The sequence below is a fragment of the Nocardia grenadensis NBRC 108939 genome, from assembly GCF_001613445.1.
In the GTDB taxonomy this organism is placed as follows: domain Bacteria; phylum Actinomycetota; class Actinomycetes; order Mycobacteriales; family Mycobacteriaceae; genus Nocardia; species Nocardia grenadensis.
In genome coordinates, this window is sequence record NZ_BDCJ01000005.1 from 93368 (window position 1) to 119297 (window position 25930).

At 68.6% G+C, this 25930-nt stretch carries 20 protein-coding genes; 16 read left to right on the plus strand and 4 right to left on the minus strand.

The window, feature by feature from the left end; genetic code table 11:
* Positions 1–22: 22 nt before the first annotated feature.
* Entirely contained in the window at positions 23–1258 is a 1236-nt protein-coding gene (gene nhaA / locus NGR01S_RS06430) for a Na+/H+ antiporter NhaA (protein ID WP_063035328.1), read from the minus strand.
* A gap of 183 nt (positions 1259–1441) precedes the next feature.
* Positions 1442–3397 (minus strand): acetate--CoA ligase, encoded by a 1956-nt coding sequence (acs, locus tag NGR01S_RS06435; protein WP_063035262.1) that lies wholly within the window; start codon positions 3395–3397, stop codon positions 1442–1444.
* A gap of 277 nt (positions 3398–3674) precedes the next feature.
* On the opposite strand from acs, the gene NGR01S_RS06440 reads away from it, so the two are divergent.
* The 5 genes from NGR01S_RS06440 (at position 3675) to NGR01S_RS06460 (ending at position 9732) form a co-directional block, all read left to right on the plus strand.
* Positions 3675–5288 (plus strand): peptide ABC transporter substrate-binding protein, encoded by a 1614-nt coding sequence (locus NGR01S_RS06440; protein WP_063035263.1) that lies wholly within the window; start codon positions 3675–3677, stop codon positions 5286–5288.
* Positions 5289–5328: 40 nt separating this feature from the next.
* Complete coding sequence (locus tag NGR01S_RS06445; protein ID WP_063035264.1) at positions 5329–6255, plus strand: ABC transporter permease; 927 nt, start codon at positions 5329–5331, stop codon at positions 6253–6255.
* Between the two features lie 14 nt (positions 6256–6269).
* Positions 6270–7232, plus strand: coding sequence for an ABC transporter permease (locus NGR01S_RS06450; RefSeq protein WP_063035265.1), 963 nt, complete (start codon positions 6270–6272; stop codon positions 7230–7232).
* A gap of 23 nt (positions 7233–7255) precedes the next feature.
* A complete protein-coding gene (locus NGR01S_RS06455; protein WP_063035329.1) occupies positions 7256–8896 on the plus strand; it encodes a dipeptide ABC transporter ATP-binding protein in 1641 nt (546 codons plus the stop codon).
* 92 nt (positions 8897–8988) lie between these two features.
* Positions 8989–9732: a Fic family protein gene (locus NGR01S_RS06460; RefSeq protein ID WP_063035266.1), complete on the plus strand. Its 744-nt coding sequence runs from the start codon at positions 8989–8991 to the stop codon at positions 9730–9732.
* A gap of 453 nt (positions 9733–10185) precedes the next feature.
* Here the strand turns inward: NGR01S_RS06460 and NGR01S_RS06465 are convergent, their stop codons facing one another.
* Positions 10186–11073: an HAD family hydrolase gene (locus NGR01S_RS06465; RefSeq protein ID WP_084480435.1), complete on the minus strand. Its 888-nt coding sequence runs from the start codon at positions 11071–11073 to the stop codon at positions 10186–10188.
* A 309-nt stretch (positions 11074–11382) separates the two neighbouring features.
* Here NGR01S_RS06465 and ssd point away from each other — a divergent pair, with 309 nt between their 5' ends.
* From ssd to NGR01S_RS30020, 7 genes are all read left to right on the plus strand, one after another.
* Positions 11383–12489 carry a septum site-determining protein Ssd gene (gene ssd / locus NGR01S_RS06470; protein ID WP_063035268.1) on the plus strand — a complete coding sequence of 369 codons (1107 nt, stop codon included), beginning with the start codon at positions 11383–11385 and terminating at the stop codon, positions 12487–12489.
* Positions 12486–13685 carry a TadA family conjugal transfer-associated ATPase gene (locus NGR01S_RS06475; protein WP_063035269.1) on the plus strand — a complete coding sequence of 400 codons (1200 nt, stop codon included), beginning with the start codon at positions 12486–12488 and terminating at the stop codon, positions 13683–13685. The genes ssd and NGR01S_RS06475 overlap by 4 nt, the downstream gene beginning before the upstream one ends.
* A gap of 182 nt (positions 13686–13867) precedes the next feature.
* Entirely contained in the window at positions 13868–14506 is a 639-nt protein-coding gene (locus NGR01S_RS06480) for a type II secretion system F family protein (RefSeq protein WP_373861393.1), read from the plus strand.
* Positions 14507–14710: 204 nt separating this feature from the next.
* The gene (locus tag NGR01S_RS06485) at positions 14711–15307 is read left to right on the plus strand and encodes a type II secretion system F family protein (RefSeq protein ID WP_157107151.1); all 597 of its coding nucleotides are present in this window, start codon (positions 14711–14713) and stop codon (positions 15305–15307) included.
* A gap of 117 nt (positions 15308–15424) precedes the next feature.
* Positions 15425–15625: a DUF4244 domain-containing protein gene (locus NGR01S_RS06490; protein ID WP_063035271.1), complete on the plus strand. Its 201-nt coding sequence runs from the start codon at positions 15425–15427 to the stop codon at positions 15623–15625.
* Between the two features lie 56 nt (positions 15626–15681).
* Positions 15682–16032, plus strand: a complete 351-nt coding sequence (locus NGR01S_RS06495; protein ID WP_063035331.1) for a TadE family type IV pilus minor pilin — start codon at positions 15682–15684, stop codon at positions 16030–16032.
* A complete protein-coding gene (locus NGR01S_RS30020) occupies positions 16029–16484 on the plus strand; it encodes an Rv3654c family TadE-like protein (protein WP_084480436.1) in 456 nt (151 codons plus the stop codon). Before NGR01S_RS06495 ends, NGR01S_RS30020 begins: the two co-directional genes overlap by 4 nt.
* A 211-nt stretch (positions 16485–16695) precedes the next feature.
* On the opposite strand, the gene sftH is transcribed toward NGR01S_RS30020, so the two are convergent.
* A complete protein-coding gene (sftH, locus tag NGR01S_RS06500; RefSeq protein WP_084480437.1) occupies positions 16696–19092 on the minus strand; it encodes a DEAD/DEAH box helicase in 2397 nt (798 codons plus the stop codon).
* Positions 19093–19524: 432 nt separating this feature from the next.
* On the opposite strand from sftH, the gene NGR01S_RS06505 reads away from it, so the two are divergent.
* The 4 genes from NGR01S_RS06505 (at position 19525) to NGR01S_RS06525 (ending at position 25915) form a co-directional block, all read left to right on the plus strand.
* Positions 19525–19731 carry a cold-shock protein gene (locus tag NGR01S_RS06505; RefSeq protein ID WP_011206895.1) on the plus strand — a complete coding sequence of 69 codons (207 nt, stop codon included), beginning with the start codon at positions 19525–19527 and terminating at the stop codon, positions 19729–19731.
* A gap of 1167 nt (positions 19732–20898) precedes the next feature.
* Positions 20899–23817, plus strand: coding sequence for a type I DNA topoisomerase (gene topA / locus NGR01S_RS06515; RefSeq protein ID WP_063035273.1), 2919 nt, complete (start codon positions 20899–20901; stop codon positions 23815–23817).
* A 68-nt stretch (positions 23818–23885) separates the two neighbouring features.
* On the plus strand, positions 23886–24392 hold the full coding sequence (locus NGR01S_RS06520) for a DinB family protein (RefSeq protein WP_063035274.1): 507 nt from the start codon (positions 23886–23888) through the stop codon (positions 24390–24392).
* 332 nt (positions 24393–24724) lie between these two features.
* A complete protein-coding gene (locus NGR01S_RS06525) occupies positions 24725–25915 on the plus strand; it encodes a DNA polymerase III subunit delta' (protein WP_063035332.1) in 1191 nt (396 codons plus the stop codon).
* Positions 25916–25930 lie beyond the last annotated feature (15 nt).

Genomic DNA, 25930 nt, shown 5'->3' on the forward strand with positions numbered 1-25930 from the left:
CCTGTCCCGATCCTGCTCGGTCTTACTGTTCTGGTTCTAGCGCATCCGCGTCGCGCCGTGCTCGGTGGACACGCCCACGCCGCAACAGTAGCGCCGAACCGGCCAACGATGCGGCCATGGACGTCACCAAAACCGCGGCCTTGGCGAGTTCGGCGGAATCGGGATAGTTCTCCAGTGCCAGTTCCGCCACCAGCAGGCTAACGGTGAACCCGATCGCGCCCAGCACCGACAGGGCGAACATGTCCCGATAACCCAGATGCGCCGGGCGTTCGGCGATTCCGGTGCGGACGGCCAACCAGCTGATCCCGAAGATGCCGGTGGTCTTGCCGATGAGCAGACCGAGGATGATCGCCAGCGACAGCCGGTCGGTGAACAGATCGCCGAAAACTTCCGCGTTGATCGGTACTCCGGCCGCGAAGAGCGCGAACAGCGGCACGCACAGCCCGGCCGAAATGGGTTGGAAACGGTGTTCCCAGCGGGTGGCGGGGGCTTCGGCTTCGCCCTCGTCCGGGCGGACCCGGGTGAGCAGACCACAGGCCACCCCCGCCAGCGTCGGATGGATATGCGCTTCGTGCAGCGCATACCAGCAGATCAGGGCCAGCGGGAGGTAGATCAGCGGGGAGGTCCACCGTTTGTGCTGCGCGAACCACCAGCCCGCGCAACAGGCCAGTGCGGCGGCCAGCCAGGTGAAGGCCAAGCCGGTGGTGAACAGTACCGCGATGAGCACGATCGCCATCAGATCGTCGACCACGGCCAGACTCAGTAGAAAAACTCGTGCGCTGGCCGGGATCCGGGAACCGGTCATGGCCAGCACCGCGAGGGCGAAGGCGATATCCGTGGCGACCGGAATCGCCCAGCCGCGGTCCATTCCGTCGACCCCGAAACCCACCGTGTAGGCGATGATCGCCGGTGTCACCACCCCGCCGGCGGCCGCGATGATGGGGAGCGCCGCACGTTTGGGGTCGGCGAGTTCGCCCACGACGAGTTCGCGTTTGAGTTCGAGACCGGCCACGAAGAAGAAGACCGCGAGCAGTCCGTCCTTCACCCAATCGGCCAGGGTGAGATCCAGATGCAACAGCGGAACGGCCAGATGGGTTTCGGTGAGTGTGAGGTAGCTCTGGCCCCACGGCGAGTTCACCCAGAGCAACGCGACCGCGGCCGCGATGAGCAGCAGTGCGCCACCGACGGTTTCGGTCCGCAGATATCGGGCGAGTTCCAGCCGGGGGTTGGTGACCACGGGGAAACCTTTCGGTCGCATGGACGTTACCGCGCCCGCCGTGAAATTTTCCTTCCATTGACGCGCGCCCATCTCGCCGACCAGACTTCCCGGCACACCTTCGGCAATTCTATTGGCGGCGCTCCCGCGCCGCGAGTCGGGCCCCACCCACGCAAGCCGGCCGGCGAAGGCCGTGGGTTCGCGTGGGCGGGCGCCCGGTTCCGGTCAGTCGGCCCGACCGGCCCGGATGGATTCGAAGACCTGCGGATCGACCAGGGTCGAGGTATCGCCGAGTTCCCGGCCCTCGGCCACATCGCGCAGCAACCGGCGCATGATCTTGCCGCTACGGGTCTTCGGCAGTTCGGGCACCACGTGGATCTCCCGCGGGCGGGCGATCGGACTGATTTCGCGGGCCACCTCGGCCTTGAGTTCATCGACCATCGTGGCCCCGGTGTCGGTGGCCTCGGCGGTGAGGATCACGAAGGCCACGATGCCCTGACCGGTCGTCTCGTCGGTGGCGCCGACCACCGCCGCTTCCGCCACACCGGAATGCCCGACCAGCGCCGATTCCACTTCGGCGGTGGAGATACGGTGACCGGAAACATTCATCACGTCGTCGACCCGGCCCAGCACCCAGAGGTCGCCGTTGACATCGAGTTTGGCGCCGTCTCCAGCGAAGTACCAGCCCTGCTCGCCGAAACGGTCCCAGTAGGTGGCCCGGTACCGCTCCATATCGCCCCAGATACCCCGCAGCATCGACGGCCACGGCTGGTCCAGGACCAGATAGCCGTTGGCCTCGGTCTCGCCGCGCCGCACGGCCTTGCCCTCTTCGTCGACCACCGCGGCCGAGATACCGGGCACGGGCGTCATGGCGGCACCCGGTTTGGTCGCGGTGATACCGGGCAGCGGCGAGATCATGATGGCGCCGGTCTCGGTCTGCCACCAGGTGTCCACGATCGGGGCGGTGCCGGAGCCGATCACGTCCCGGTACCAGCGCCATGCCTCCGGGTTGATGGGTTCGCCGACCGACCCGAGTACGCGGATGCTGGACAGATCGTGCGCGTCGGGGATCTGGCGGCCCCATTTCATGAAGGTGCGCACCAGCGTCGGCGCCGTGTAGTAGATCGTGACGCCGTATTTCTCGATGATCTGCCAGTGCCGGTGCTCGTCGGGGAAATTCGGCGTGCCCTCGTAGAGCACCTGGGTGGCGCCGTTGGCCAGCGGGCCGTAGACGATATAGCTGTGCCCGGTCACCCAGCCCACATCGGCGGTGCACCAGTACACATCGGTTTCGGGTTTGTGGTCGAAGACCACCCGGTGGGTGTAGCTGGTCTGGGTGAGGTAGCCGCCGCTGGTGTGCAGGATGCCCTTGGGCTTTCCCGTGGTCCCCGAGGTGTACAGGATGAACAGGGGATGTTCGGCGTCGAAGGCCTGCGCCTCGTGGACCGGATCGGCCTGCGCGACTGTCTCGTGCCACCAGAGGTCGCGGCCCTCGGTCCACTCGACCTCGGTGCCGACCCGGCGGACCACCAGGACGTGCTCGACGCTGGAGGGCACATCGCCCTTGGCGTACAGCGCCTCGTCGACGGCTTCTTTCAGCGGCGCGGGATTACCGCGTCGCCACTGACCGTCGACGGTGATGACCAGCCGTGCTTCGGCGTCGTCGATCCGCTGGCGCAGCGCGGTCGGCGAGAAACCGGCGAAGACCAGTGAATGCGGCAGCCCGAGACGGGCGCAGGCCAGCATTGCCACAATGGTCTCGGGGATCATCGGCATATAGATCGCCACCCGGTCGCCCGCGGTCAGCCCGAGTTCGGTCAGGTAATTGGCGGCCCGGCTCACCTCGGCGAGCAGATCGGAATAGGTGATGGTGCGGGAATCGCCCGGTTCGCCCTCCCAGTGCAGCGCGACCTTGTCACCGCGCCCCTCCAGCACATGGCGGTCCACGCAGTTGTAGGCGACATTGAGCCGGCCGCCGACGAACCATTTCGCGACCGGTGCGTCGGTCCAGTCGAGTACCCGGCTCCACCGCTCGTGCCAGTGCAGGTGATCGGCCTGCTCGGTCCAGAACGCCTCGCGGTCCTGCGCGGCACGCTCGTAGATACCGGCATCGACATTCGCCGCGGCAGCGAACTCCGCACTCGGCGGGTAGGCGTCCGGGTGATCGGCGGTTTCGGTCATCTGAGTCACTTCCTTCGCGTTACCTGCACCATAAGGGGCCATCTGTGACCCTAGACTCTCGCTCCGGCCCGCCGAGGTGATCCCGGGACGAATGGTCGCCGGTACCCGGTGAGCGGCAGGCGGCGGCCGACGAACGGCCAACCCGCGGCACGGTCGCGGCGGCCCGGCAGTCGCTCCGAGAGTCCACGAACCCGGCAGGATCGCGCAACGGGCCCTATAGTCTGCTCACAACTCTGCGGGGTGCCGAGGCCGTGGTCGTGACGAGCCGGGAGGGTGTGTGAGGGGATCGTCGTGGGTGCTGCGGACGGCCGCACTGGTACTGGTCCTGGTCGGCGCGACGGTACTGCCGTCCTGCACGGTGACGCCGGCCCTCGGCGAATCGATCGCGGTCAACGGTTCCGAACCGCAGAACCCGCTGGTCCCGTCGAATACCAACGAGAACGGCGGCGGGCGCATCGTGGACCGGTTGTTCGCCGGATTGCGCCGCATCGCGGCGGACGGCAGTCTCCACGACGAGGTCGCCGAATCCATCGAGACCACCGATCAGCAGTTCTACCGGGTCCGGCTGAAACGCGGCTGGACGTTCTCCGACGGTTCCCCGGTGACCGCGCATTCGTTCGTCGACGCCTGGAACTACGGCGCCCTGGTCACCAACGCGCAGCTGCAGAGCTATACCTATGCGCCGATCACCGGGTTCGAGGACGTGCAGGCCGACCCGCCTCGGGCACAGACCATGTCGGGGCTGCGGGTGCTCGACGATCTCACCTTCACCGTCGCGCTGAAAGAACCCACCATCGACTTCCGGACACGGCTGGCCTATGCCCCGTTCTATCCGCTGCCCGCGTCGGCGTACGCGGATATGGAGGCGTTCGGGCAGCGACCGATCGGTAACGGCCCGTACCGCTTCGCGACCGCCGACGCCTGGCGGCACGATGTGAAACTGGACCTGGTGCCCAACGACAGCTACCGGGGTGGGCGTCCGGCCCGTAACAAAGGCCTGACCTTCGTGTTCTATTCGGACTTCGATGCCGCCTACGCCGATCTGCTGGCCGGCAATCTCGATGTACTGGATACGGTCCCCGCCAGCGCGCTGACCGTGGTGGACGACGATCTGGGGGAGCGGGCGGTCTCGGCGCCGACCGCGCAGAACCAGTGGATCGGTACCCAGCCCGGCCTGCCGCATTTCGGCGGCGAGGAAGGCCGGCTGCGCCGACACGCGATCTCGATGGCCATCCAGCGGCAGGCCATCGGCGATAAGATCTTCCGGGGCACCCGGGCCGCCGCCCGCGACTACACCTCGCGGGTGCTCCCGGGCTACGACGGCGATCTGCCGGGCGCGCAAGTGCTGGACTACAACCCCGACGAGGCGCGCCGGCTGTGGGCGAAGGCCGACGAGATCTCGCCGTGGTCCGGGCGTTTCGAGATCGCCTACAACGCCGACGGCGACCATCAGGCATGGGTGGACGCGGTAGCCAACAGCATCAAGAACACCCTCGGTATCGAGGCCGTGGGCGCGGCCCTGCCGACGTTCAAACAACTGCGCGATCAGATCACCGGCCGGAGCGTCGGCAAAGCGTTCCGGTCGGGCTGGCAGGGCGACTATCCGACCATGCTCCAGTTCCTGGAGCCGGGTTTCCTGAGCAACTCCGAGACCAATGATTTCGACTACCACAACCCGGAATTCGACGCGCTCGTCGCGGCGGCCGAGGCGGCGTCGACCGAGGCCGAATCATGGGCGCTGGTGGGCCGCGCGCAGGCGCTGCTGCTGCGCGATATGCCGACAATCCCGATCTTCGACTACGTCAACTCGGCCGGGTACTCCGAGCGGGTGCGCGGTGTTGTCTTCGGCTGGAACGGCCTGGCCGATTTCGAGAACATCGAGCTGATATGACCGCCGCCCGCGAATCCTCGCCCCGACCGCAGGAGTGCCCATGGCGTGGTATGTAGTGCGGCGTCTGCTGCAGATGATCCCGGTGTTCTTCGGCGCGACCCTGCTCATCTACTTCCTGATCTACAAGATCTCCGGCGGCTCGGTCGCGGCTCTGGCCGGTGACCGCACCCTCACGCCCGCGCTGGAGGCGCAGCTGAAGGCGCGCTACCACCTCGACCGCTCCTTCCTGGTGCAGTACCTCTACTACCTGAAGGGCATCTTCACCTTCGATCTCGGCACCACATTCTCCGGACGGTCGGTGAAAGATGAACTGGCCCGTGCCTTTCCGATCACCCTCCGGCTTGCGGTACTGGCGCTGGTATTCGAGGCTGTGTTCGGGCTCCTGTTCGGCACGCTGGCCGGATTGCGCAAGGGCAAGCTGTTCGACACCACCATGCTCGTGCTGAGCCTGGTGGTGATCGCGGTGCCGGTGTTCGTCCTCGGTTTCCTCGCGCAGTACCTGCTGGGCGTCGAATGGGGGATCGCGCCGGTCACCGTCGGCGCCGATGCGAGCTGGGGTCGCTTGATCGTGCCCGCCCTGGTGCTCGGCTCGCTGTCCTTCGCCTATGTACTGCGGCTGACCCGCAACGCCGTGGCCGAGAACCGGGACGCCGACTATGTGCGTACCGCCACCGCCAAGGGGCTGCCGCGACGCCGGGTGGTCCGGGTGCACATCCTGCGCAATTCGCTCATTCCGGTGGTCACCTTCCTGGGCGCCGATCTGGGCGCGCTGATGGGCGGTGCGATCGTGACCGAGGGCATCTTCAACATCCCGGGTGTCGGCGGCACGCTCTATCAGGCGGTCGTCCGGGGAGAGGCCCCGACGGTGGTCTCGTTCGTCACGGTCCTGATCGTGGTGTTCCTGCTCGCCAACCTGCTGGTGGACCTGTTGTACGCCGTGCTCGATCCGCGGATTCGCTATGCCTGAACAGGAGTGCGGTCATGTCCGATGAGAAGCCGGCCCGCCCCATCAGGCCCGACCGGCAACGCTGGGTCGCCGCCCCGGACGCGGTGACCGTCGAAACCACCGATCGAGTGCACGTGGCGGGCGCACCGCTGGGGTTCTGGGGGCAGGCCTGGCGCGGCCTGCGGCGCAACCCACTCTTCCTGATCGCGATGGCGATCATCGCCCTGGTCCTGGTGGTCGCGGCCTTCCCGGGGCTGTTCACCGATCAGGACCCGCGCTACTGCGTGGTCGACAACAGTCTGCTGCCGCCCAGTTCGGCGCACTGGTTCGGGTTCGACCTGCAGGGTTGCGATATCTATGCCCGCACCGTCTACGGGGCGCGGGCCTCGGTCCTCGTCGGCGTCGGTGCGGCCCTGCTGTTCGTGCTGATCGGCGCGACGCTCGGCGCGCTGGCCGGTTACTACGGTGGGTTGCTCGATTCGGTGATATCGAGGATCTCCGAAATCGTCTATGCCGTACCGCTGATGCTCGCCGCCATCGTGCTCATGCAGCTGTCGACCACGCGCACGGTCGGGCTGGTGATCGTCACCCTCGCCGGTTTCACCTGGCCGCAGGCGGCCCGGATCGCCCGTGGCGCGGTGATCGCCGCGAAGAACAGCGAATACGTGCTCGCGGCCCGGGCGCTCGGCGTCTCCCGGCTCAGCATCCTGGCCCGGCATGTGCTGCCGAACTCGCTGGGCCCGGTGATCGTGGTGACAGCGATCTGGCTCGGGGTTTTCATCGTCACCGAGGCCACACTGTCGTTCCTGGGTGTCGGCCTGCCGCCCACCGAGGTGTCCTGGGGCGCCGATATCGCCACCGGTCAGCAGCAGTTGCGCGGCGGTTCGCTGATCCTGTTCTATCCGGCCACCGCGCTGGCGCTGACGGTGCTCGGTTTCATCATGCTCGGTGACGCACTCGGCGACTCCCTGGATCCGAAAGGGCGGGCGGCGAGGTGACCACCACGGACCGGGGAGCGGATATGACCGACGTGCAGAAGGAGCGGCCACTGCTGCGGATCCGGGAGCTGCGGATCGCGTTCGGGGAGGGCGACGACAGGGTGGACGCGGTCCGCGGTGCCGACCTCACGGTGTACCCCGGGGAGACGGTGGCGATCGTCGGCGAGAGCGGGTCGGGGAAATCGACCACCGCGCACGCGATCATCGGCCTGCTCCCGCGCGCCGGCCGGATCGTCGGGGGCAGTATCGAATTCGACGGCACGGAACTGACCGGCGCGGCCGAATCGCGCCTGGTGGAACTGCGGGGCAAGCGAATCGGTTTCGTTCCGCAGGACCCGATGTCGAACCTCGACCCGGTGCACAAGATCGGATTCCAGATCCGGGAAACCCTCGCGGCCAACGGTATCGCCCGTGGCCGCGCTGCCCGGGACCGGGCGGTGGAACTGCTGCGCTCCGCGGGGATACCCGATCCGGAGCAACGGGCCGACCAGTACCCGCACGAATTGTCCGGCGGCCTACGGCAGCGTGCGTTGATCGCGATGGCGTTGTCGGGGCGCCCCGGGTTACTGATCGCCGACGAACCGACCTCCGCTCTCGATGTCACCGTGCAGCGCCGGATCCTCGACCATATCGAGAGCCTCACCGCCGAATTCGGCACGGCGATGCTGCTCATCACCCATGATCTCGGCCTGGCCGCCGAACGCGCCGAACATCTGGTGGTGATGTATCGCGGCCGGGTGGTGGAATCGGGGCCTGCGCTGGAACTGTTGCGCGATCCGCGGCACGAGTACACCCGCAAACTGGTCGAATCGGCGCCCTCGCTGGCGGCCGCCCGGCGCCCAGAACGCGTTCGTGAACTCGCCACCCGGGATGCCGTGCTGGTGGCCGACCGGCTCACCAAGAAATATCGGACCCGCGGTTCGGTGCCGTGGCGATCCGGGGAAGCCGTTGCCGTCGAGGATGTGTCGTTCACGCTGCACCGCGGGCGCACCACCGCGCTGGTCGGGGAGTCCGGGTCCGGCAAGTCCACGGTCGCGCAGCTGGCGCTCGGTCTGCTGGAACCCAGCTCCGGGGCGGTCGTGTTCGACGGCGGGGATATCGGTCGCCTGAAGGGGCGCGAGCAGATACGGTTCCGGCGCCGGGTGCAGCCGATCTTCCAGAACCCGTACGCCTCGCTGGACCCCCTGTACTCGATCCATCGTTGTATCGATGAACCGCTGCGCACCCATGGGATCGGCACCCGCAACGAGCGGGAGAGCCGGGTCCGCGAACTGCTGGAACACGTCGCGTTGCCCAGCAGCGTGCTTTCCCGCTATCCCGACGAACTCTCCGGCGGCCAGCGGCAGCGCGTCGCCATCGCACGCGCCCTGGCTCTGGAACCCGAACTGCTGGTCTGCGACGAAGCGGTCTCGGCGCTCGACGTCCTGGTCCAGCAGAACATCCTCGATCTGCTCACCCGGCTCCAGGACGAACTGGACCTTACCTATCTGTTCATCACCCATGATCTGGCGGTGGTCCGTCAGCTCGCCGACGAGGTCCTGGTGATGCATCGGGGCCGGATCGTCGAAGCGGCGCCGGTGGGGGAGATCTTCGATTCGCCGCGCGAGGAATACACCCGCCGCCTGCTCGAGGCCATTCCCGGCCGCGACCTGCTCACCGGCTGAACCGGCCGCAACCGTCGTCGGCGGCGGGGGTCGGGTCCTGCCTGCGGGGCTGGCGCTCGCGCCGGGATCCGGCGGCGGTAGCGTGCTGATCCGTGACCGATCCGCTCGCGCCGCTCATCGAACTGCCCGGGGTTCGGGCCGCCGCCGACAAGGCCCGCGACGCACTGGCCGAGGTCCACCGGCACCGGGCGAACCGCCGCGGCTGGGCAACCACCGCCGCCGAGGCCTCGGTGCGTGCCGCCCGATCGTCGGCGGCGCTGGAGGGCGGTAGTACGGAGTTGCCGGCCGACGGCGCGATCACCGACCCGATCCTGGCCGGTGCGCTGCGGGTGGGCCAGGCGCTCGACGGCGACGCGCTGCGCAACCTGGTCGGCATCTGGGAACGCGCGCCGCTGCAGGCACTGGCCCGGCTACATCTGCTGGCGGCCGCCGACCTGGTCGCCGAGGAGAACGAATTGGGTCGTCCCCGCGCCGACGCCGGCGTCGCGGACCGCCTGGACATGCTGGCGCAGACGCTGCTCACCACCTCCGCACCCGCCCCGGTCACCGCGGCTGTGGTGCACGGTGAGCTGCTCACCCTGAAACCGTTCGGTTCGGCCGACGGACTGGTCGCGCGGGCCGCCTCCCGACTGGTGACGGTGGCCAGCGGGCTCGATGTCCGGTCGCTCGGCGTGCCTGAAGTCTTCTGGCTGCGCCGACGACAGGCCTACCTCGACGCGGCGGCGGGGTTCGGGTCCGGGACCGCCGACGGTATCGGCGGGTGGGTGCTGTTCTGTTGTGGTGCGCTCGAGGACGGCGCGCGGGAAGCGATATCGATAGCGGACGCTGCCGGCTGAATCAGCGAGCGCCGGCGGGCGATTTCCCCCGGAACGTCAAAGCGGGCGGCGTGGTCGTGAGACCTCACCGCCCGCGAGCACGGACTACCTGGTTACCATGCGTGCTGGTTTGGGTTGTGTTCTCCGGCCTCGGCGTTCCTCCGGGCTCCGCAGCAGCTCATCCCCGCAGCTATGCGAGGCCATCGCCGGCAACGGACCGGATTTCGCAGGCCCACAACGCTTCTGCCCTTGTCGCGGCGAGCTCCGCGTGGGTACCGGGTGTCCGTACTGGGAAGGGTGGGTCGGGAGACTGAGCCTTCTCTTCCGGCTCCGCCTTGGCCTTCCTTCCTTCCGTGCCTCCATTTTTACACTGTGACTGCACTCACATCAAGGGCTGGCGCAACTTCGTGGAACAAAGGGAAATCGGGCACATCGGTCGGAGTCGTATGCTATAAGTCCAGTTCGGGATGGCGTTCATCGTCGTCGCAGCAGTCGGTAGGTCACTGCTCCCGCAACGAACGCACCGACCGCGACAGCGAGTCCGGTGGCCATGGTTTTCGACGGTGCCTGAAAGCGTGACCACAGTGAGACCGGGTTGGAGAAGGCGAGTACGGGCCAGCCCCGGCTCGTCGCCTCGCGGCGTAGACCGCGGTCGGGATTCACCGCGGTGGGGTGGCCGACCGCGGTGAGCATCGGCAGATCGGTGATCGAATCGGAATACGCGTAGCAGCGCGCGAGATCGTAACCCTCTGCCGCGGCGAGCTTCTCGATCGCGGTGACTTTCCCTTCGCCGTAGCAGTAGAAGTCGACCGCCCCGGTGTACTTGCCGTCCACGACCTCCATCCGGGTCGCGGCCGTATGGGTGGCGCCCAGCGCTTCGGCGATCGGGGCCACCACCTCCTCGCCCGAGGCGGAGACGATCACCACATCGTGTCCGCGAATACGATGGTCGGCGATGAGGTCGACGGCCTCCGCGTAGATCAGTGGATCCACCAGCTCATGCAGGGTGTCCGCCACGATCGACCGGATCTGGGCGACATCCCAGCCGGCGACCATATCGGTGAGGTGCGCCCGCATCCGCTCCATCTGATCGTGGTCGGCCCCGGCGAGCAGGAACATGAAGTGCGCGTAACTGCCCTCCAGGACGGCACGCCGGTTGATCAGCCCCTGATCGAAGAAAGGTTTGCTGAACACGTAGGTGCTCGATCTGGCTATCACCGTCTTGTCCAGATCGAAGAAGGCGGCGACGCGGCCGTTCTCGTGGTGCCGATCGCCGGGAGGCGGTGTCGTTTTACCGGAGCCCGTCACCGTTCCAGGATAGGCATCAGCGCGACGCGTGTCGTGCCCGCTACGCGCCCGCATACATGCTGACCAGTGGTTTTCCCATCAGAAGGGGAGTGAGGGTGACCTGTGGAACTTCTTTGCCGCCGGGCTTGCGTTCCGGCCCGTTCTTGGGTGTAGTATTGCTGGCACCTGGACATGTTCCAGGCGTGTTCAGCCCGACCCCCCGGGGCTGAACCCCGACGGCCCCAGCCTCCTCCCCCCCCGGCTGGGGCCGTCCTCTATCCAGGGGACGGTCGCCGGCCTCGAAAAGTTCTCCACAGCCCGCGAGTTGTCCACAATCGCCGCAGTCACCGGTTCCGGCAGGTCCGGACGGGCGACGCTGGGTCCATGGATCACGACGCGACACCCACCACCGGGGAGCCACCCGCGGTGCTGGTGCTCATCCGGGACGAGCGGTTACGCGAGGAAGTTCGCCGGGTCGCCGCCGCGGCCGGCCGGCGAATCGATGAAGCCGAGGCGCCGGCCGGCAGGCACCCCTGGTCGGCGGCACCACTCGTGGTGCTAGACACCGAGGCCGCCGTGGTGTCCGCGAGCACGGCGCCCCCGCGGCGCAGTGGCGTGGTGACCGTCACCGACGGTGAACCCGGATTGGCCGATTGGCAGGCGGCCGCGGTGATCGGAGCCGAACGGGTGATCGCGCTCCCGGCCGCCGCGGTCGACCTCATCGAGAAATTCGCCGAATACGGGGAGCAGCGCACCGACGGCGGAGTAGTGATCGCCCTGGCCGGTGCGGGCAGCGGTGCCGGGGCGTCCGTTCTCGCCGCCGCGACCGCGCTGCGCTCGGCCACCGCCGGGTTCCGGCCGCATACGGTGCTGGTCGACGGCGCGCCCCGTGGCGGCGGTCTCGATCTGCTGCTCGGTATCGAGGGCGCACCCGGCCTACGCTGGCCGGATCTGGTCGTGGACGACGGCCGGGTCGCCGCCGCGGAACTGCGCAATGCGCTCCCCGCCGCGGGCGGCGGCCTGTCGGTGCTGTCCAGCGGCCGGGGCAGGGGCCGGACCGGCCCCATCGGTGCGGCCGCCGTACACGCGGTAGTCGAAGCCGCGCGCGGCGCGGGCGATCTCGTGGTCTGTGATATCTCCAGCGAGCGCGGACCGCATACGGACCGGATACTCGACGCCGCCGATCTCGTGGTGCTCGTCGTACCCGCGCAGCTGCGCGCGGTGGCGGCAGCCGGCGCCGCGGCGGAATGGATCGCGCAGCGCAACCCCAACCGTGGCCTGGTGGTGCGCGGTCCGGCGCCCGGAAATCTGCGCGGCCACGATATCGCCGCCGTGCTGGAACTGCCGCTGCTGGCGGCGGTCCGGGCACAACCAGGCTTGGCCGCGCGGCTCGAACGCCGGGGTCTGCGGCTACGGCGCGGGCCCCTGCGGGACGCCTGCGACGCGGTACTGGCGGTGCTGAGCCCACCCGACCCGCGGCGGGCCGGATGAGCGCGGGCACCGGACACTCCGAGGTGGTGACGACCGAACTGCTGGAGCGGGTCCGGGAACGGCTGGCCGGAGACCGCGCGGAGCCCGAACCCGCACGGGTCGCGGCGGCCATCCGTGCCGAAGCCGGGGGAATGCTGGGGGATACCGATCTGCTGCGGGCCCTGCGGTTGCTGCAGACCGAACTCACCGGAGCCGGCGTCCTCGAACCGCTGCTGCACGATCCCGCGGTCGCCGATGTGCTGGTCACCGCCCCGGACGCGGTGTGGATCGACCGGGGCCGCGGGGTCGAACGAACCCCGACGACCTTTCCGGACGAGGCCGCCGTCCGGCGGCTGGCACAGCGCCTGGCCCTCTCGGCGGGCCGCCGCCTCGACGATGCCCAGCCCTGGGTGGACGGGCAATTGTCCGGCCGGGAACTGGCACTGGGCCAGAGCTTCGGCGTCCGGCTGCACGCCGTGCTCGCCCCCATCGCTCGCGGTGGCACCTGCCTGTCGCTCCGGATACTCCGTCCGGCGACCCAGGGGCTGGATGCGCTCGCCCGATCCGGCGCGGTGCCATCCGACGCGAAAGCCCTACTGCAACAAATTGTTCGCGCTCGACTGGCCTTCCTCGTGGTCGGAGGCACCGGCGCGGGGAAGACCACCTTGCTCTCCGCGCTACTCGCCGAGGTCGCCCCGGTTGAGCGCATCATCTGTGTCGAGGACGCGGCCGAACTCGCACCTCCGCATCCACATGTGGTCCGGCTGGTGGCACGGCCGCCCAATATCGAAGGGGCGGGGGAGATCACATTGCGTGATCTGGTCCGGCAGGCGCTGCGTATGCGTCCCGATCGCATAGTGGTCGGCGAAGTGCGCGGTGCGGAGGTCGTCGACCTGCTCACCGCGTTGAACACCGGGCACGACGGCGGCGCGGGAACGATCCACGCCAACTCGATCCGGGAGGTGACCGCACGGCTCGAGGCATTGGCCGGGCTGGGCGGAATGGACCGGCCGACGCTACACAGTCAAGTGGCCGCTGCCGTGCACGTGGTACTGCACGTCCGGCGGCGCGCCGACGGGTTCCGGTATCTCGCGGAAATCGGTGTGGTGCAGGGGGACAACGCCGGCCGGGTGGAGATCCGCCCGGCCTGGCGCGCGACCGGTCCGGCGCCCGCCGCCGGGTTGCTCCAGGCCGTGCTGGCGGAACGGGCCGGGTGATGACCCCGATGGTGACAGCAGTCGGCCCTGTCGCGACGGCCCTGGGATGCACCGCTCTGGCCCTGGTGCTCACACCGGGGCCTGCGGGCAGGCGGCGATTCGGCAGGGTGTTCGAAGTCCGGACGGCGCAGTTTCTTCCGACGCGGTGGGTGATACGCGGGGCGGGCGGTATCGGGTGTGCGTTGGCGTTGGCGCTGGGGAGCGGCGGCATGATGGCCGCGCTGCTCGTCGCGGGCACTGTGGCGGTGCGGCTGCGCCGCTCCCGCCGGGCTCGTCTGCACCGCGTCGAATGTGGACACCTCCTCGACTGTCTCGAGGCGGTGGTCTCCGAACTCCGGGTGGGCGCGCACCCGAGTGCCGCGGCCGCGGTCGCCGCCCGGGAGAGCGGCGGTAGCGCGGCGGCGGCCTTCGCGGTCGGTTCGGCGCGCAGCAGGCTGGGCGGGTCCGGTGCGGAGGGATTGCTCCGTCCCGACTCGGTGATCGCCGCCGAACTTGGCCGAGTGGCCGATGCCTGGCAGGTCGCCGAGCTGCACGGTCTGGCGCTGGCCGAACTCCTGGCGGCTGCCCGCGCCGACCTCGCCGCCCGAATCAGATTCCGGTCCCGGACCGACGCTTCGCTGGCCGGTGCTCGCGCTACCGCGGCGATTCTGGCGGTACTGCCGATGCTGGGGGTGGGTCTGGGGCAGTTGATGGGTGCCCATCCACTCCAGGTGCTGTTCGTCTCCCCGGCGGGTCGCTTTCTGCTGCCGCTCGGCGCCGGCCTGGCCTGCGTCGGGCTGCTGTGGGCAGACGAGATAACCCGCCGGGTGGCCCCGCGATGACCCCGCATATACCGCGCGACAACCCTGCGTATACCCGCCGACGCCGGCCGCCGTGCCGCCGCGGACCTTTTCCCGGTGCAACGGGGACACCCGGCACGCGTAGCGACGCCCCGGACAGACCCGCCGACCCTGTTACGGCAGCCGCCTGCACCGGATCGGTGCCCATCCGTTCGGTTACCTCGAACAATGCCGAAAGGACACGCGATGGCGATCCACGGCTGGCCGTTCCTCCTGCTCTCGGCAGCAATACTGCTGGTACCGGCCCCGGCGCCGGCGGTCGCCCGATTGAGCCAGGCCACGGCTCACCGGCGGGTGCGGTCCCGGAAACCCACCGCGGTCGCCGACCCGGTCGCGCTCGCGACGCTGTTCGATCTACTGGCCGCCTGCCTGCGGGCCGGTTTGCCGACCGCCGCCGCGCTGCGTGCGGTCGCGCCGGCCGCACCCGATTCGCTATCGGATCGGCTGCAGCGGGCAGCCGATCTGCTCGCCCTCGGTGCCGATCCGGCTGTGGCGTGGGCTCCCAGCGAAGCCGGCGGCCCCTGCGCTCCCGAATTCGACGCGCTCGCCCGGCTGGCGCGGCGCTCGGCCCGCTCGGGCACGTCGCTGGCCGCGGCTATCGGCGAACTGGCCGAGGAGCGTCGCACCCAGGTGGAGGAAGCGGCGACCGCGCGGGCCGAACGGGCCGGCGTCCTGATCGGCGGCCCCTTGGGGCTCTGCTTCCTACCGGCGTTCATCTGCCTCGGCATCGTGCCGGTGATCATCGGCCTGGCGGGTGGGGTGCTCGGCGAGGGCCTGCTGTGACTCCGCGGCCGGCGGCGGATACCGAGATGTGCTCGTACGGAACGGCTGTACGAGCCCAAAAGAGAGGGGGTCGGGGTGCCGATGAGCCGAACGACGACGTGGAAGGCATGGGAGCTGATGCGGGGAGCATGGCGAAGCGCGAACACTCGGCTGCTGCGCGTGGTGGCGGGGGAGGAGGGGATGAGCACGGTCGAGTACGCGATCGGAACCATAGCCGCGGCTGCTTTCGGCGCGGTGTTGTACACCGTGGTGACCGGCGAGAGCATTCCCGACGCGCTGACCGGGATCATCGAGAAGGCGCTGAACACCGGCGTTTGAGGTCGCCGGTCGGGTCGTCGGGCGCCGGCGCCGCGGACGGCGAGGATGCTGTCGGTGTGTTCCGGCGCCCGGTCGGCGGTGAGACCGGGTCGGTGACCGTCGAAGCGGCGATCGCCCTCGCCGCCCTCGCCGCTACTGCCGCGCTGTGTGTGGGCGCGGTGCTCGCCGCGGTGACCCAGGTGCGGTGTGTGGACGCCGCGCGTGAGGCGGCCCGGCTGGCGGCCCGTGGTGATCGCGGCGCCGCGGAGGTCGCCGCTCGCCGGGTGGCACCGGCGGGGGCGGATATCTCGGTGCGCTACGAGGGCGGTCGGGTGATCGCCGTCGTAGCTTCCGATACTCCACTGTTACCCGTGCTCCGGCTGGAAGCCGAGGCCGTGGCGGCAGCCGAGCCGGATACGGACGCATGAGTCACCGAAGCCGAACGCCGCCGGCGGGAGGTCCGCGGTACCCGCGTCCGGTCGCGGTGGATCGGTCTCTCGGACCGATCCGGGAACGGGCACGGCATCCGAGGAGAGATGAGGGGGCGGCGACGGTCACGGCATGTCTGGCGCTGGCGGGTCTGATCGTGGTGACCGTGCTCGTCGTCCAGTTGGGTGGGGTGGTCGTGGCGCGGCACCGGGCCCAGGCCGCGGCGGACCTCGCCGCCTTGGCGGCCGCGGGTGAACTATGGCACGGCGCGGAGGCTGGATGTGCGGCGGCCGAATCACTCGGACGACGCATGGTTGCTCATGTCGCGCGCTGCGAGATAGACGGCTGGGATGCCGTGATCACGATCGAAGGAAAAGTACCGTTGGGTCCGTTCGGGACACGGAGTATACGAGCGGTCGCGCGAGCCGGGCCGGTCGGAGAAGCAAGGTGATCTGCCTATAGGGAATTTTGTTAACGACGAATACTGTATTCGCTTAGCGACGGCAATTAATGGCCTTGTTGGCCGCATTCGTCATATGTTCTGGAATTGATAAGAAAAGAGACTCTGTAGCTACCGACCGGTCCTTTAGCAACAATTCAGTTAATATGATGCTTATCCTCTTAATTCTGTGGTCCGGTAGGCGTACGGTCGCCGCTCCGGCTCACCCGGCAACGCTGTGACCATCGGGTTGCTCCATAGCAGGGGCGCATCGATGCGTCGGGCCCGTCAGCTCGGCGAGAACCGCGGTCAATAGTCGGATCGCCGCGGTCTTGTCGAGGGGATAGTTGCCGTTCCCGCACTTGGGTGACTGCACACAGGATGGACACCCGCTCCGGCACGAGCACGCCTGGACCGCCGCAAGGGTCGCACCGAGCCAGCGCCGCAGCATCGTGTAGCCGCGCTCGGCGAAGCCCGCCCCGCCGGGCTGCCCGTCGTACACGAAAACCGTGGGCAGGCCGGTATCGGCGTGTTGAGCTGTGGAAACCCCGCCGATATCCCATCGGTCGCAGGTCGCCACCAGCGGCAACAGGCCTATCGCCGCGTGTTCGGCAGCATGCAGGGCGCCGGGCAGCGCGGCGGCGTCGATCCCGGCTCGGTCCAGCAGGTCCGGCGTCACGGTGTAGAGCACGGCGGTGGTGGGGAGGGTCTGCTCCGGCAGGTCGAGTTCGACCAGGTCGAGGACCTCTCCGGTGATCAGCGTGCGCAGATAGCCCACCACCTGGCTGCGCACCGTCACGTCCGCGAAAGCCGCGGTGACCTCGCCGAAGGCTGCGCTCTCGCGCACGGTGTCCAGCGTGAGGGAGGTGACTCGGCGGGCGCTGGTGGTCCAGCCGGGGGTATCGGCGCGGACGAGTGCGACACCGCCCTCGAGGTCCAGTTCCTCGACCAGATAACTTTCGCCCTGGTGCAGGTGGACGGCGCCTTCGTGCAGGGTGGCCGGGGCCCTTCCGGCATCCGCCGTGCCGAGTAGCCGTCCCGTCTCGGTGACCACGATCGCGACCTGGGTCCCGATACCGCCGCGGACGTCGACCTCGTCGTGTGGCGGTTCGGCGCCCGTATAGAACCAACGGCTGCCGCCCTCGGCTTCGCGTCGCCGGACGAGCCCCTGACCTGCTAGTTCCGTGAGCACTCCAGGGGCGTCGAACGCTCGGGCCTCCGCGTCGGTGATGGGCAGTTCCATGGCCGCGCAGAGCAGTTGCGGACCGAGTACATACGGGTTCGCGGGATCGATGATCCCGGCTTCCACCGGGCGGTCGAGCAAGGCTTCGGGATGGTGCACGAGGTAGGTGTCCAGTGGGTCGTCACGCGCCACCAGTACGGCCAGTGCTCCCTGTGTCCGGCGCCCGGCCCGGCCGATCTGCTGACGGAACGAGGCGACCGTACCGGGAAATCCGGCCAGGACGACGGCGTCCAGGCCGGCGATGTCCACCCCGAGTTCCAGGGCGTTCGTGGTCGCCGCGGCCAGCAGGGACCCGTTCGATAGTCCGGCTTCCAGGGCCCGCCGGTCCTCGGGTAGGTATCCACCGCGGTAGGCGGCGACGCGTTCTGCCAGTTCGGGGTCGATTTCGGTGAGGCGCTGCCGGGTGTGGACGGCGATCAGCTCGGCCGCCCGGCGCGACCGGGCGAAGGTCAGTGTCCGGGCTCCTTCCAGGACCAGGTCGGCGGTGATCCGGGCTGCCTCCGTGGTGGCGCCGAGCTGGACGGGCGCACCGTTCTCACCGGTCACCGCGGTGAGCAACGGCGGCTCCCAGAACGCGATGGTGCGCGGACCGCGGGGCGATTCGTCCTCGGTCACCGCCACGCAGTCGGCGCCGACCAGCCGGGACGCTGCCGCGGCCGGATCGGCGGCCGTCGCGGAGCAGAGGACGAATACCGGATCGGCGCCGTAGTGCGCCGCCAGCCGGCGCAGGCGACGTAGGACCAGCGCCACATGGGAACCGAACAGCCCCCGGTAGGTGTGGCACTCGTCGACCACCACGTAGCGCAGGCGGCGAAAGAAGCGTGACCAGCTGCGATGCGAGCGCAGCAGGCTCAGGTGCAGCATGTCCGGGTTGGTGAACAGCCAGCGGGCTTCCGCGCGTACCCACTGCCGGATCTCGGTGGGGGTGTCGCCGTCGTAGGCGGCGACGGGGATCCGGCGCAGGGGTTCGTGCCGGGTGAGTTCGCCGACCATCCGGAGCTGATCGGCGCCCAATGCCTTGGTCGGGGCGAGATACAGCGCGGTGGCCCGCTGGTCCTCGTGCAGTGCGGTGAGAACGGGGAGCTGGTAGCCGAGCGATTTTCCGGACGCCGTCCCGGTCGCCACCACCACATGCTGTCCGCGGGCGGCATGGTCGGCGGTGGCCGCCTGATGCCCCCACGGCGCCTCGATACCTTCCGCACGCAGCGCGTTCACCACCTCCGGCGCCGACCAGACCGGCCAATCGGCCGGTGCGGCGGCCCGGCCCGGTATCTCGGCGATATGGGTCAGACGCGAATCAGTGGCCGGAACGCCGTCGAGGACACGATTCAGCAACGATCGCCCATAGGACAGATCGGGCTGGATCTCTCGAGTCATGTCTGGGCGCCTTCCGGGTCCTCGAACAATGTGAAATATCGCCGTCCGCCTCGCGTCACCTGCAAGTTCGATACCCAATAGCGATCTGGGTCACAGCCGAGTACGCGGTCCGGCCGCTGGTTATCGGAAGGCAAACATACCGGAGGTTCAGATTCGAGCGGACTAACCCTTACCCCCGCATTCGCGAGATCATTTTTTTTGCAAATTGTCGGTAACTCCGCTGTTGAATTTCCCAAAGACATGGTTCACTGGTTCTCGGTCGCAAGCTTCTGTGTTCGAGGGACGGATGCAAAGTCCTAACCCTGGCAGGATCGATGTTGTGAACGGCATACGTTGGCCCCCATGGGGGCCCAGAGTAGCGTCGATCGCAACAGGCCCGGTGGACGAAACCCAGTTGTCCGCCGTTCCGAGTAAGAAAAGAGAAGGAACAGAATGGCACAGGGAACTGTGAAGTGGTTCAACGCGGAGAAGGGCTTCGGCTTCATCGCGCCCGAAGACGGCTCTGCGGACGTCTTCGTCCACTATTCCGAGATCCAGGGTTCGGGTTTCCGCACCCTCGAAGAAAATCAGAAGGTCGAGTTCGAGGTCGGCCAGGGCACCAAGGGCCCGCAGGCCACCGGAGTTCGCGCGCTCAGCTGAGCGAGTCCCCTCCCAGTACGTCCCTCGCCTCCCGTAACGGGAGCGAGGGACGAACTATATGTGGGGTATGCGTACCCCCGCATTCGCTCCGGCCATGCGCACTTCGCATGCTCGGACATTCGCCTCGGCCCGATGCCCTGTGTGTACCCGGGCTTCTGTTCCGGGCGTGAGTTCTTCGCGTACCTCCTTGTCCGCTTCGACCACGCACTTCTTGCGTACCCCGGCGCCCGCCCTTGTCATGACCTATTCGCGCATCCGGGCCATCGCTCCGGCCGAGCGCCCTGGTCGTGCTCGGGCATCGGCTTCGGTCATATGCCCGAAGCCCGGTCGAATATCCGTGCCGGCCGCCCCCTCGCGTCCGGCTCCGGCGTACCTGTCTGCCGCACCGACCGGGCTCGGCCGGGTATCCGCTCCGGCGGTGTGCGTTCGGCACAGTCGGGCATCGGCTCCGGCCCTGTGGTCGCGGCGCACCGGAGCGTCCGCTCGACCCGTGCTTTCGCGGGCTTCGGCTGCCGTCGTGCGCCCGACCGGCCCTCGGTCGGATGTGTCGTTCGTCGGTCCGGGCGGTTGCCGGCCGCACTCTTCGCCCGTGCGTCTATCGCATAGCGGAGCGTCCGCCATACGCGTTCGGCATTTCGGCGCCGCCGGGCCGTGGAGACGTTCGCGCGACGGTGTGTCCGCCGGGCCCGTGTCCTCCGCGCGCAGCGGTCCGGATACGGTGTGTTCATCGCGGAGTTCCGTATCCATTGCGGACGCGAGCTTTCCGGAATCGTCCCCCGCCGAACGCTCGGCGGGTAGTGTGGCGCCGACCGGGGCCGGAGGGTGGCGGGCCGCCCTGAGCCGAGGCACGCCGATCGCCCGTCGCTCGTACCCGTCGAACGTGCTCCGCGCCACGCGCGGACCGGAGGCGGATCGGCCTCCGCGCACGCCGGTCAACTCGATACTGCGTGGATTCGTGATGCACCGTGCGTGCCGGCTGTCGGCGCGGCCCTGCATACTGAACGGCATCGACGCGCCATCGCCCGATGGTCGCAACCGTTCGACCACGCGCGGCGTCAAGGTATAAACGTGACTGGTGGTGATGTAAGGCGTCACCGTCTGCTCAATCAACCGCGTCCTGCCGTACCGAGCAGTGTTCAGCGGGTCGAGAAGGAAAGGGATTCGCCGGTGGCAACACGAGACCGAAACGCAGCCGAGGCGGGTCGTCCCGTGCGTCGTCTCGTCATCGTCGAATCCCCGACGAAGGCCCGTAAAATCGCGCCCTACCTGGGGCGGGACTATACGGTCGAGGCATCGGTCGGCCATATCCGGGATCTGCCGCGCGGTGCGGCCGATGTCCCGGCCAAGTACAAGGGCCAGGACTGGGCGCGGCTCGGGGTGGACGTCAACAACGACTTCGAACCCATCTATGTCGTCAGCCCGGAGAAGAAGGGCAAGGTCACCGAACTCAAGGGTCTGCTGGCCGACGCCGACGAACTGTATCTGGCCACCGACCCCGACCGTGAGGGCGAGGCCATCGCCTGGCATCTGCTGGAGACGCTGAAGCCGAAGGTGCCGGTCCGGCGGATGGTCTTCCACGAGATCACCGAGCCGGCGATCCGCGCGGCCGCCGCTGACACCCGCGACCTGGACAACGACCTGGTCGACGCGCAGGAAACCCGGCGCATCCTGGACCGCCTGTACGGCTACGAGGTCAGTCCGGTGCTGTGGAAGAAGGTCATGCCGAGGTTGTCGGCGGGTCGGGTGCAGTCCGTGGCCACCCGGGTGATCGTGCAGCGTGAGCGGGAACGGATGGCGTTCCGGTCGGCGGAGTACTGGGATATCGCCGCGAAACTGGATGCCGGTGGCGACGCCGACTCCGCCAATCCGCGGGTCTTTGCCGCCCGCCTCGTCGACGTGGACGGCTCGCGGGTCGCCACCGGCCGTGATTTCGGGTCCGACGGCCGGCTCAAGGCCGATTCGCGGGCGCTGGTGCTGGACGAGGCCCGGGCCCGCCGTCTGGCCGAGGCCCTGCACGGCGCCGACCTGGTGGTCACCTCCGCCGAGTCCAAGCCCTACACCCGCAAACCGTATGCGCCGTTCATGACCTCCACGCTGCAGCAGGAGGCGGGCCGCAAGCTGCGGTTCACCTCGGAACGCACCATGCGCACCGCGCAGCGGTTGTACGAGAACGGCTACATCACCTATATGCGTACCGACTCGACCACGCTGTCGGAGTCGGCGATCAATGCCGCGCGTACCCAGGCCACCCAGCTCTACGGTGCCGAATTCGTGCATCCCACCGCCCGGCAGTACACCCGGAAAGTGAAGAACGCGCAGGAAGCGCACGAGGCCATCCGTCCCGCGGGCGACACCTTCGCCACCCCGGGCCAGTTGCACGCCCGGCTGGACAACGACGAGTTCCGGCTCTACGAGCTGATCTGGCAGCGCACCGTCGCCTCGCAGATGGCCGACGCCCGGGGCACCACCCTCACCCTGCGGATCACCGGCACCGCCGGCACCGGCGAGGCATGCGTGTTCTCCGCCTCGGGCCGCACCATCACCTTCCCGGGCTTCCTGAAGGCCTATGTGGAAAGTGTCGACGAAGAGGCCGGTGGCCAGTCCGACGACGCCGAAACCCGGTTGCCGCAGCTCGCCGAGGGCGAGGGCGTCACCGCCGTGGAATTGAACCCCGACGGCCACAGCACCAACCCGCCCGCCCGCTACACCGAGGCCTCGCTGATCAAATCGCTGGAGGAACTCGGGATCGGGCGGCCGTCCACCTATTCGTCGATCATCAAGACCATCCTGGACCGCGGCTACGTCTACAAACGCGGTAGTGCGCTGGTGCCGTCCTGGGTGGCCTTCTCGGTGACCGGGCTGCTCGAGCAGTACTTCGGCCGCCTGGTCGATTTCGATTTCACCGCCGCCATGGAAGACGACCTGGACGCCATAGCCGGCGGCCGGGCGCAGCGCGGAAACTGGTTGTCCAGCTTCTACTTCGGCGGTGACGACGGTGCCGAGGGTTCGGTCGCGCGGTCCGGCGGTCTGAAGCGGATGGTCGGGGAGCGGCTCGACGATATCGATGCCCGCCTGATCAACTCCATCAAACTCTTCAGCGACGACGCCGGTCGCGATGTGGTGGTGCGAGTGGGCCGGTACGGGCCGTATCTGGAGCGTATGGTCGCCGATCCCGACAAACCGGATGCCGAACCGACTTCCCAGCGCGCCAATCTCCCCGATGATCTGCCGCCCGACGAGCTCACCCCGGAGGTGGCGGAGAAGCTCTTCTCCACTCCGCAGGAGGGCCGCACCCTGGGCAACGACCCGGACAACGGTCACGAAATCGTGGTGAAGGAAGGACGTTTCGGCCCCTACGTCACCGAGATCCTGCCGGAGACCGACGAGGACCAGGCGGCCAAGAAGACCGCGAAGAAGAACGCGCCGAAACCGCGCACCGGGTCACTGTTCAAATCCATGGACCCGGCCACGGTCACTCTCGAGGACGCGTTGCAACTGCTGTCGCTGCCGCGCGTGGTCGGCAACGACCCGGCCTCCGGCGAAGAGATCACCGCGCAGAACGGCCGGTACGGGCCCTATCTGAAGAAGGGCACCGATTCGCGGTCGCTGGCCACCGAGGACCAGATCTTCACGGTGACCCTCGACGAGGCCCTCAAGCTCTATGCCGAACCCAAACGCAGAGGTAGACAGGCCGCGGCAGCCGCGCCGCTCCGGGAACTCGGCAACGATTCCGCCACCGGGAAGCCGATGGTCATCAAGGACGGGCGCTTCGGGCCCTACGTGACCGACGGTGAGACCAACGCCAGCCTGCGTAAGGGCGACGAAGTGGAATCCATCACCGACGAACGCGCCTCCGAACTGCTGGCCGACCGGCGGGCGCGCGGTCCGGTGAAGAAGGCGGCGAAGAAGGCTCCCGCCAAGAAGGCCCCGGCCAAAAAGGCCGCCGCCAAGAAGACCGCCACCGCGGCGAAGAAGACGACCACCGCGAAAGCGGCCGCGAAGAAGACGGCGGCCAAGAAGGCTCCGGCGAAGAAGGCTCCGGCGAAGCAGTCCGCGGGCCGGTCGGCCGCCGCGAACGACGATTAGGCCCAGGGTTTCTGTCGGACCGTCGCAGTAACGTCGCGCGCGAATATCGTCCAAGACAAGGAGCGCCGATGCCCGGTAGCCGGGAACGCGAAGATCTGGTCCAACTACTCGACGAACAGCGTGAGATGTTCCGGATAACGCTGCGGGGTATCGACGACGAGCAGGCGCGGCAGCGGACCACCGCGAGCGAACTGACCCTCGGCGGGCTGCTGCACCATATCGTCCGCTGTGAGCGGGATTGGACGAAAGTGCTGGTCGAGCGGGACGAGAACGCCGAAACGAAACTCGAGGACTACGAGGGCGAATACCTCATCGCCGACGATGAGACAGTGGCCGGTCTGCTCGCCGAATGGGAGCGCGTCGCCGCAAACACCGCCGAGCTCGTGCGCTCGGTGGACGATCTGGATGCCTCGATTCCCACCCCTACCAATCCGTGGGTACCGGGCCGCGTGTGGTGGTCCGCGCGTTTCCTGATCCTGCACATCCTCCGTGAGATCGCCCACCACAGCGGGCACGCCGATATCCTCCGCGAGCAGTTGGACGGGGCGAACACCACCGCGCAGCGCGCCGGGTGACGCGGCCGGCGAGTTCTGGCGATCGGGGGCAATACGGCGACGAGCCGTGCCCGCTACGCAACATGGGTCTTTCGAGGCTCCGCGTGTGTCGCCACCTGAGCTGATCGGCTCGCCCAATGCTGCTTCGAACAGGTTCGAGCCGGCGTCCGCGGCGAAGGCCGGCTACTCGGTGTTCGCGGGGATCGGGTCTCGGCCGACGCACTCAGGGGATTCGTCCGGTCCGGCCCCGGGAGAGTCGTGTCCGGTGCCGCGCTATCCGTCCGGCGTGGCGCGCCGGGGAGTATTCGCGAGGGGGCCCGGTTGTGGTCGGTCGGGCGTATTAGGGTGTGAGCGTGGTGGGTGTCTTCGAGCGTCTCGTGGGTCAGAGTTCGGTGACCGCCGATCTGACCGCTGCCGCGGTCGCCGGCCGATCCGGTGTGGCCGAGGGCGCTATGACGCATTCATGGCTGTTCACGGGCCCGCCGGGGGCCGGCCGCGAGGTCGCCGCGCTGTGCTTCGCGGCCGCGCTGCAGTGCACCGATCCCGGACAGCCCGGCTGCGGCCGCTGCCACGCCTGTACCACCACGATGGCCGGAACCCACGGTGACGTCCGCCGGGTGGTGCCCGAAGGGTTGAGTATCTCCACCAAGGAAATGCGTGGCATCGTGCAGATCGCGGCCCGGCGCCCGAGTACCGGCCGCTGGCAGGTGGTGGTGATCGAGGACGCCGACCGGCTCACCGAGGCCGCCGGCAACGTACTGCTCAAAGTGGTGGAAGAGCCACCCGAGCGGACCGTGTTCCTGCTGTGCGCCCCTTCGGTGGATCCAGAGGACATCTCCGTCACCCTGCGCTCCCGCTGCCGGCACATCCACCTGATCACCCCGCCGGCTCCGGCGATAGCCCGGGTCCTGCGCGAACACGACGGCCTCGATCCGGAAACAGCCGACTGGGCGGCCGCCGTGAGCGGCGGTCATATCGGCCGCGCCCGCCGCCTCGCCACCGACGACGAGAGCCGCGCCCGCCGCCGCCGCGCCCTGGACCTCGTGACCGCCGTGGCCCGCGGCACCGCTTACCTCGCCGCCGACGAGCTGGTGAAGGCCGCCGAGGACGAGGCGAAACAACTCAGCGCCGAACGCGACGAACGCGAACGCGAAGAACTCGCCACCGCCCTCGGCGCCGGCGGCACCGGTAAAGGCGCCGCAAGCGCCACCCGCGGTTCGGCCGGCGTCCTCAAGGACCTCGAACGCCGCCAGAAATCCCGCGCCACCCGCACCGGCCGCGACGCCCTCGACCGCGCCCTTCTCGATATCGCCGGCCTCTACCGCGACGCCCTCGCCATCGCCTTCGGCGACCCCGCCGGTATCACCATGACCCACCCCGATATGGCCGACCGCGCCCGCGAGCTGGCCGCGCGAGTCCGCCCCGAGGGCTTGCTCCGCTCCATCGACGCCGTCCTCGCCTGCCGTGAAGCCCTCGACCGGAACGTCAAGCCCCGTTTCGCGGTAGCCGCCATGGCCGCCACCCTGATCGCGCAAACCTCCTGACCAGCCGTTTTCGCG